Below are 7,491 nucleotides of genomic sequence, written 5' to 3'. Positions count from 1 at the left end.
CGACCAGGCTGGCACCGCGAACCGAGGTGATCCCGAGTATCTGGTCGACGATGTCGCCCGCGGAGGTGGTCGCGATCCGGCTGAGCCCGGCGTCGCCGACGCGGCGCAGGGCGTCGAGGTCGGCCTGCGCGTAGGTGGTGGAGGCGACGCACATGCCCTTCGCCAGTTCCCTGAGCCGGGTCAGCCACGCCACCGCGGCGTCCTGCCCGGCGCCGGGCCGGGTGGGGGTGCCGGGTCCAGCGTCGGGACCGGTGTTGACGACGTATCCGCCCGTCATCGCGTTGACGGTGACCAGGAGGTCCGGGTCGATCGCGAGGCAGGTCGCCGCTCGGACCCGCCCGTCGGGATCGACCCGCGGGCTGGTGGCGAATTCGACGGCCGACAACAGCGTGTCCAGGCGGCCGCCTGCGGCCAGCGAGGTGGCCAGGTCGTCGTCGATCAGGCGGACCGGGGTGGTGCCGCCCGGTGCGCCGGCGGCCAGACGCGGCCGGTCGGCGATCGGCCACAGCAGGGTCGTCTGGACCGGTTTGGACGTGTCGGGTACGGCGACCGCCGTCACCGCGTCGCCCGCGGATTCGGCGCCCGGATCGGGTGGCACGCCGAGGACCGGCAGCAGGAAGCGGGCGTCGTCGAGGCGGGCGGGCTCGCCGTAGTCGGGTGTGCCGTTGACGTTGACCATCACCGGGTACACGCCGGGTTGGTCGATGCTCAGCGATGGTCGGTCGGTCGACCGCAACGGATAGGACAACGTGAACGGAACGTCTTGTCCGCGAGGGAGTTCCGGCGAGAGCTGGACGAAATCGCCGACCGGCTCGAACTGGTCGACGTCACCGGTGAGGTTGGTCCGCAGGCCGGTGGACGTGGTCACCGCGGCGGCGTCCTCCAGCCGCACGACCACATCGCGCACCGGCCGGTCGCCGACGTTCTGGACGACACCGGTCACGGTGACCATGGGTTCGCTGGTGGTGGTCACCACGTCGGGGCTGACGTGGTCGACGCGCACCCGCAGGAACGGTGTCGACTCGGTCTGGCCCGACGCGGGCCCGGCCACGATGACGGGCAGGGCGCTCAGCGCGAGCACGATGAGCGCGGCCAGCGCGCGCGGCAGCGCTGCGGCGGTCACGAGCCCTGTCCGCAACCGTTCGTCCGTCGGCCGGGCTGCGTCTTGCCCCACTCGTCGCGGTCGGCCCCCGGGGTGCGTTCGTCGGGACGGCGGTTGCGGGTGTGCGAATGCGTCTGAGGGCGGCGTCGCGGTGACGACCGCGGGATCGGCGGCAGCGCGGAGGGGCCGTGGGCGTGCAGCTTGTCGATCAGCTCGCCGGCGACCTCGGCGAGGCGGCGTTCGTCGGCGTACGCCAGCCGCGACGGCAGCTCCTTGAGCGGCACCCACGCGACCTCGGTGACCTCGACGTCCTCGTCGGAGAGTTCGCCGCCGAGAAAACGCATCAGGTAGTGGTGCACGGTCTTGTGCACACGGCGGCCCTCGGTGACGAACCAGTAGTCGATGCTGCCCAACGCGGCGAGCACGCTGCCCTGCACGCCGGTCTCCTCGGCGACCTCACGGACCGCGGTCTGCTCGGCCGTCTCGCCCATCTCGATGTGGCCCTTGGGCAGCGACCACAACATGCGGCCACGCCGGTCGATACGACCGATCAGGGCCGCGACCTGGCTCTCCTTGGGGCCGTCGATACCGTCGATGACCAGGCCGCCCGCCGACGTCTCGTGCACGGTGCGCAGGCGATCCGGCGGCCGACGCGGGCGCGACTTCTTGGACTGGCCGCCCTTGTTTCCGTTGACCGCGGTGGCGTCGTTCTTAACGGTGGAGTTGTTGGCGTTGCCGCCCGGACGGGGCTGTGGAACGGGGCGGTTGAGCGGTTGCGCCGATTGCTCGGGCGCGGTCTCTGGAGGACCTGCCGCGCGTCGGCCGCGACGTCGCCCCCGGCGCCGTCGTGGTTTGGCCTGTTCGCCGTCCGACACCCAAGCGATAGTAGCTGCCACGCATTTTCGTCCCGGCCGCACTCACCGGTCGTGATAGAGCCGTTGCACATTTGTGTGAGTCCTCGGCCTGGGGGCCGCTTGATCGTCGCCTGACTGGGTTGAATCGTCAGCCTCCTCATCGCGGCCCGGGGGCCGCTTGATCGTCGCCTGACTAGGCTGTCCGAACGTGCCGCCCTCCACCGACGCCGAACTGCTTGCCACCGCGCAAGTGGAACTGAACCGCCACGGCGAGGTGCTGCGCGAACTCGGCCGGCTGTTCGCCGACGCCGGCCACGAGTTGTATCTCGTCGGCGGCAGCGTCCGCGACGCGCTCCTGGGTCGTGCGCTGACCGATCTCGACTTCACCACCGACGCCCGCCCCGAGCAGATGCAGAAGTTGCTGCGGCCGTGGGCCGACGCGCTGTGGGACACCGGCATCGAGTTCGGCACCCTCGGCGTCGGCAAGGGCGACGAGCGCCTGGAGATCACCACCTACCGCGCCGACACCTACGACCAGGTGTCCCGCAACCCGGAGGTGCGCTTCGGCGACAACCTCGACGACGACCTGGTGCGACGCGACTTCACCGCCAACGCGATGGCCGTGCGCATCACCGCCGACGGCCCCGCAGAGTTCCACGACCCGCTGAACGGGCTCGCGGCGCTGCGCGCGAAAGTGCTCGACACCCCCGCCGAACCCGAGGTGTCCTTCGGCGACGACCCGCTGCGCATGCTGCGCGCCGCGCGCTTCGTCTCGCAGCTGGAGTTCACCGTGGCGCCGCGCGTAATCACCGCGCTGGTGGCGATGGCCCCGCAGTTGGGCCGCATCACCGCCGAGCGGGTCGCCGCCGAACTCGACAAACTGCTGCTCGGCGCCGACCCGGTCGCAGGCGTCGACCTGATGGTGCAGTCCGGCATGGGCGACGTGGTGCTGCCCGAGGTCGGCGCCATGCGCATGGCGATCGACGAACACCATCAGCACAAGGACGTCTACTGGCATTCGCTGACCGTGCTGCGCCAGGCGATCGCGCTCGAGGACGACGGACCCGATCTGGTGCTGCGCTGGGCGGCGCTGCTGCACGACATCGGCAAGCCCGCCACCCGCAAACACGAACCCAACGGCGGCGTCAGCTTCCACCACCACGAGGTCGTCGGCGCGAAGATGGCGCGCAAGCGGCTGCGCGCGCTGAAGTACTCGAAGCAGATGATCGACGACGTCTCGCAGCTGGTCTACCTGCACCTGCGGTTCCACGGCTACGGCGGCGGCAAGTGGACCGACTCGGCGGTACGTCGCTACGTGACCGACGCCGGGCCGCTGCTGTCGCGGCTGCACAAGCTCGTGCGCGCCGACTGCACCACCCGCAACAAGCGCCGCGCGGCCCGGCTCCAGGCCAACTACGACGACCTCGAGAACCGGATCGCCGAACTCGCCGAGAAGGAGGACCTCGCGCGGGTGCGCCCGGACCTCAACGGCAACGAGATCATGGAACTCCTCGGCATCCCCGCCGGCCCCCAGGTCGGTCAGGCATGGCAGTACCTCAAGGAGCTCCGCCTCGACCGCGGCCCACTCTCGCGCGAGGAGGCGGTCGAGGAACTGCTCGCGTGGTGGAACTCCCGGGGCGGACAGTAACCCGGACGGAACCGACCGCCGGGCTGGTGCGTCCGATCAGGCATGGACTACTGCCTGGGTGACGGCGACGGCTCCGCGACGATCTGGTCCGCGGCGCCCGATCTGGACGTCGACGGTAACGGCGCGTTCGATGCGGTCGGGCTCGACTTCGACGGTGACGGTCTGCTCGACGACGCGATGGCCGATCTCGACGCCGACGGTGTGGCCGACCATCTGGTGCGCGACCATGCCGACGCCGCAACCTATTTCACCGACGCCGGCACCGGAACGTGGGCGGTCAGCGCGGAGCGCGGCCTGCGGTGGTTCGGGCTCGACGGTGTCGAGCAGTTCGGCGGGCCGCTGGTCGACCTCGACGCCGACGGCCAGGCGGACGACCGCCTGACCGACAGCGACGGCGACGGGCAAGCCGACCGCGCGCTCGCAGGCGAGAACGCCTACGTCGACGCCGACGCCGACGGCACGTGGGACATCAAGCTCACCGACAGCGACGGCGACGGTCGGGCCGACTCGGCCACCCAGCTGTGAACCCGGCTAGCCGCGGCCGCTCCCGGGCGGGCCCGCGAACGCCTGCGCGATGCCCAACCACTCGTCGGCGTCCGCACCGTCCGCGTGCACATCGAGTCGCGAGCGCGGTCGCCGCTGGGTCACCAACATGCAGAAGTCCTCCGCCGAACCGGTGACGCGCTGGGTCGCCTCTTCCGAGCCCCATGACCACGTCGAGCCGTCGGGTGCGCGCAACTCGACGCGGAACGGTTCGGCCGGCGGCTGACGACCGTTGATCACGAACGAGAAGTCGCGGGTGCGCACGCCGATGTGGGCGATCGAGCGCAGCCGCGCGGTGGGCGGTCGGTGCAGACCGAGCGCGTCGGCGACGTCGAGACCGTGCGCCCAGGTCTCCATCAGCCGCGCCGTCGCCATCGACGCGGCGCTCATCGGCGGACCGAACCACGGCAGCTTGCGTCCGTCGGCGACGGCCAGCAGTTCGTCGTGCAGCCGGGTCCGGGTGGTGCGCCAATCGGCGAGCAGCTCAGGCGGCGGAGTGGCCGCCAACTCCTCGGCGGCCGCGTCGACGAAGCCGGTCGGGTTCTTGCCCGCCTCCTCGAGTAGGTCGGCGAACGCGGCCTCGTCGGTGACGGAGGTGAGCGCGACGCGGTCGGTCCACAGCAGATGCGCGATCTGATGGGCGATCGTCCAACCCTGCGCGGGTGTGGCCTCGGCCCACCGCGCAGCCGGAAGCTCGGCGACGACGGCGTCGAGGTCGTCGCTCTCGGCGCGCAGATCGGCCACCATCGGCGCGGCACCTGCCATGCCGGTCACCTTAACCCGGAGTCGTCGCCCGTCTGGCGATTGTCGCGTGCGCGGCCAAACCCGCGAGATACACGGCGACGCCGGTCAGGGCGAGCGCCGGTTGGCGTCCATCCGGCGGAATCACGCTCGCGGCCAACGCGATTGCACCGATGAACGTCATCCAGAACAGCGAGTCCTGCACGGTGAACACGTGCCCGCGCAACGCGTCGTCGACGTCGACCTGCATGGCGTTGTCGGCGCACAGCTTGACCACCTGACCGGCCATGCCGAGGAAGAACCCGCACGCCACCATCATCGCCAGCTGCAGCCCGGAACCGATGAGCTGGACCAGAGCCGCAAAGACCAACGAGCCGTTGGCCGTCGCGTAGCGTCCCCAGCGCCGCACCGCGACCGGCATGATGGCGGCGGCGATGAACGATCCCGCCCCGGTCGACGCGACGAACAACACCGCGGTGCCCAACCCGGCGACCTCGTGAGCGTCGTTGTGCCGCACCATCACCAGCACCAGCAGGCTGTTGATGCCGAACACCACCCGGTGGGCGGCCAGCCCCGTCAGCGTCGCCGCGACGGCCGGCACGGCCAACACGGTCCGGATGCCGTGCACCCAACCGAGGGCGACGGCGTAGACCACCGAGCCGTGCACCGCACGCGCGCTGTCGTCGGGACCGAGCAGGTGCGGCGGGAAGCGCCACGCCAGCCACAGCGCCAGCGCCACCGGAACGGCCGCGATCAAAATGATCGCCGCGGCACCGGCGTCGTCGGCGCCGAACAGCCACCGCGGAAGCAGCATGAAGTTCGCGCCGAGGAACGCCGCGGCCGCGCCGGTCGCGATCGCGACGGAGTTCATCGCCGCCACTTGATCTCTCGGCACGACGTGTGGCAATGCCGCCGACAACCCGGACGAGACGAAGCGGGTGAACCCGTTGACGATCAGCGCGCAGCACAGGATCGCCAGATCGCCCGCGCCCGATTCCAGCAGCTGTGCGACGGCGAGCACCAGCACCAGCCGACCCGCATTCGCCGCGACGAGCACCAGCCGCCGATCCCAGCGGTCGAGCAGCGCCCCGGCGAACGGGCCGAGCAGCGAGTAGGGAAGGAACAACACCGCGAACGCGCCGGCGATCGCCCACGGCTCGGCGGCGCGCTGCGGATTGAACAGGATCGCGCCGGCCAGCCCGGCCGAGAACAGCCCGTCACCGAACTGGCTCACCAGCCGTAGTTCCAGCAGTCGCCGGAACTCGGGCAGGCCGCGCACCGACCGCCAGACGGCGACGGGCGCGCGGAAATCGGGCATGGGGGATCACGTTCCTCGAAAAGCGGGGGATCGGACCGCATCCACAGTACAAATATCGCGGCGGCGTCGCGCTTGTCCGCCATGACGGGGGCGGCCGGTGCCATGATGGACGCGTGGCGCAGTCAGAAGACCCGGAGGATTTCATCGCTCCTGCCGCGCCGCGTGTGCGGGCGGGAACGCTGCTGCTGGCCAACACCGACCTGCTGGAGCCGACGTTCCGGCGCAGCGTCATCTACATCGTCGAGCACAACGACGGCGGCACGCTCGGCGTCGTACTGAACCGGGCGAGCGAGACGGCGGTCTACAACGTGTTGCCGCAGTGGGCGAAGCTGGCCGCCAAACCGAAGACGATGTTCATCGGCGGACCCGTCAAACGGGATGCGGCGCTGTGCCTGGCGACCCTGCGGGTGGGTATGGAGGCCGCCGACGCCCCCGGCCTGCGCCATGTCCAGGGTCGGATGGTGATGGTCGATCTGGACGCCGATCCCGACTCGATCGCGCCCGTGGTCGAAGGCATCCGGATCTTCGCCGGCTATTCGGGTTGGACGATCGGCCAGCTCGAGGGCGAGATCGAACGTGATGACTGGATCGTGTTGTCGGCGTTACCGTCCGACGTCCTGGTCGAACCTCGGGTCGATCTGTGGTCGCGGGTGCTGCGCAGGCAACCACTGCCGCTGTCGCTGCTCGCGACGCATCCGATCGACGTCAGCCGCAACTAGTCGTCAGCTGCACGACAGCGTGCAGGTGGCGCACGCGCCGCCGCATCCGCCCGACGTGGCGGTGGCCGCTTCTTGCCTGGCGACCAGCTTGGCGCTCTGCCAGCATCCGGCTCCGACGGTCCCCAGCGCCCCGATCACGCACACCGCCAGTGCGACGACGGCGGTGCCGGGGTCGGCGACCAGCGCCACCGCACCGCCTGCCGCGAGCATCGCGGCCGCCGCGAGTTGGGTGGGTGCCACCGAACGCAACACGGCCCGTACCGGATCGTCCGAATGCGGGCGGCGCAGCAGCCAGGCACCGATCGCGGCGGTAGCGCCGGCAGCGCACAGGCAGAGAACCGCGGCGATGAGCATGGCGCTCAGGATAACGAGAGCCGTGCCGTGGCGAGAGTTTGGGACGTCCCCCGGGCGCCAGGCTTCGCCCGGGGGACGGGCCTAACCCGGCAGGCCCGGCTGGGTTCCCAGCGCGGTCGCGCTCGGGAACTGCGGGGCGGCCGGAGCCGTCGCTGTGGACGGCGGGGTGGACACCGGCGATGCCGCGCCGGGAACGGCCGGGGGAGTGGCAC

Annotated in this window: 7 protein-coding genes and 1 pseudogene; 3 read left to right on the top strand and 5 right to left on the bottom strand. The window is 71.0% G+C overall.

Going from position 1 to position 7,491, the window contains the following annotated elements; genetic code table 11:
• Window positions 1–1,123, bottom strand: a pseudogene (locus A5752_RS10155) (hypothetical protein); the annotation flags it as partial.
• A complete protein-coding gene (locus tag A5752_RS10150; protein WP_067084832.1) occupies window positions 1,120–1,977 on the bottom strand; it encodes an NUDIX hydrolase in 858 nt (285 codons plus the stop codon). The gene A5752_RS10150 and the pseudogene A5752_RS10155, both read right to left, overlap by 4 nt.
• A 187-nt stretch (window positions 1,978–2,164) precedes the next feature.
• Between A5752_RS10150 and A5752_RS10145 the strand changes: the two genes are divergently transcribed.
• Both A5752_RS10145 and A5752_RS10140 read left to right on the top strand, forming a co-directional pair.
• On the top strand, window positions 2,165–3,604 hold the full coding sequence (locus A5752_RS10145) for a CCA tRNA nucleotidyltransferase (RefSeq protein ID WP_067084831.1): 1,440 nt from the start codon (window positions 2,165–2,167) through the stop codon (window positions 3,602–3,604).
• Between the two features lie 42 nt (window positions 3,605–3,646).
• A complete protein-coding gene (locus A5752_RS10140; protein WP_067084829.1) occupies window positions 3,647–4,129 on the top strand; it encodes a pullulanase in 483 nt (160 codons plus the stop codon).
• Window positions 4,130–4,135: 6 nt separating this feature from the next.
• Here the strand turns inward: A5752_RS10140 and A5752_RS10135 are convergent, their stop codons facing one another.
• The gene (locus tag A5752_RS10135; protein ID WP_067084834.1) at window positions 4,136–4,912 is read right to left on the bottom strand and encodes a TIGR03084 family metal-binding protein; all 777 of its coding nucleotides are present in this window, start codon (window positions 4,910–4,912) and stop codon (window positions 4,136–4,138) included.
• A 10-nt stretch (window positions 4,913–4,922) separates the two neighbouring features.
• Window positions 4,923–6,206, bottom strand: a complete 1,284-nt coding sequence (locus tag A5752_RS10130) for an MFS transporter (RefSeq protein ID WP_067084828.1) — start codon at window positions 6,204–6,206, stop codon at window positions 4,923–4,925.
• A 113-nt stretch (window positions 6,207–6,319) separates the two neighbouring features.
• On the opposite strand from A5752_RS10130, the gene A5752_RS10125 reads away from it, so the two are divergent.
• Window positions 6,320–6,925: a YqgE/AlgH family protein gene (locus tag A5752_RS10125; RefSeq protein WP_067084826.1), complete on the top strand. Its 606-nt coding sequence runs from the start codon at window positions 6,320–6,322 to the stop codon at window positions 6,923–6,925.
• 3 nt (window positions 6,926–6,928) lie between these two features.
• Here the strand turns inward: A5752_RS10125 and A5752_RS10120 are convergent, their stop codons facing one another.
• Window positions 6,929–7,279 (bottom strand): hypothetical protein, encoded by a 351-nt coding sequence (locus A5752_RS10120; protein ID WP_067084824.1) that lies wholly within the window; start codon window positions 7,277–7,279, stop codon window positions 6,929–6,931.
• Window positions 7,280–7,491 lie beyond the last annotated feature (212 nt).

It is taken from the genome of Mycobacterium sp. 852002-51961_SCH5331710 (genome assembly GCF_001665535.1).
GTDB lineage: Bacteria > Actinomycetota > Actinomycetes > Mycobacteriales > Mycobacteriaceae > Mycobacterium.
Note: the sequence above shows the minus strand (reverse complement) of the source record. Positions and strands in the feature narration are given on the sequence as shown.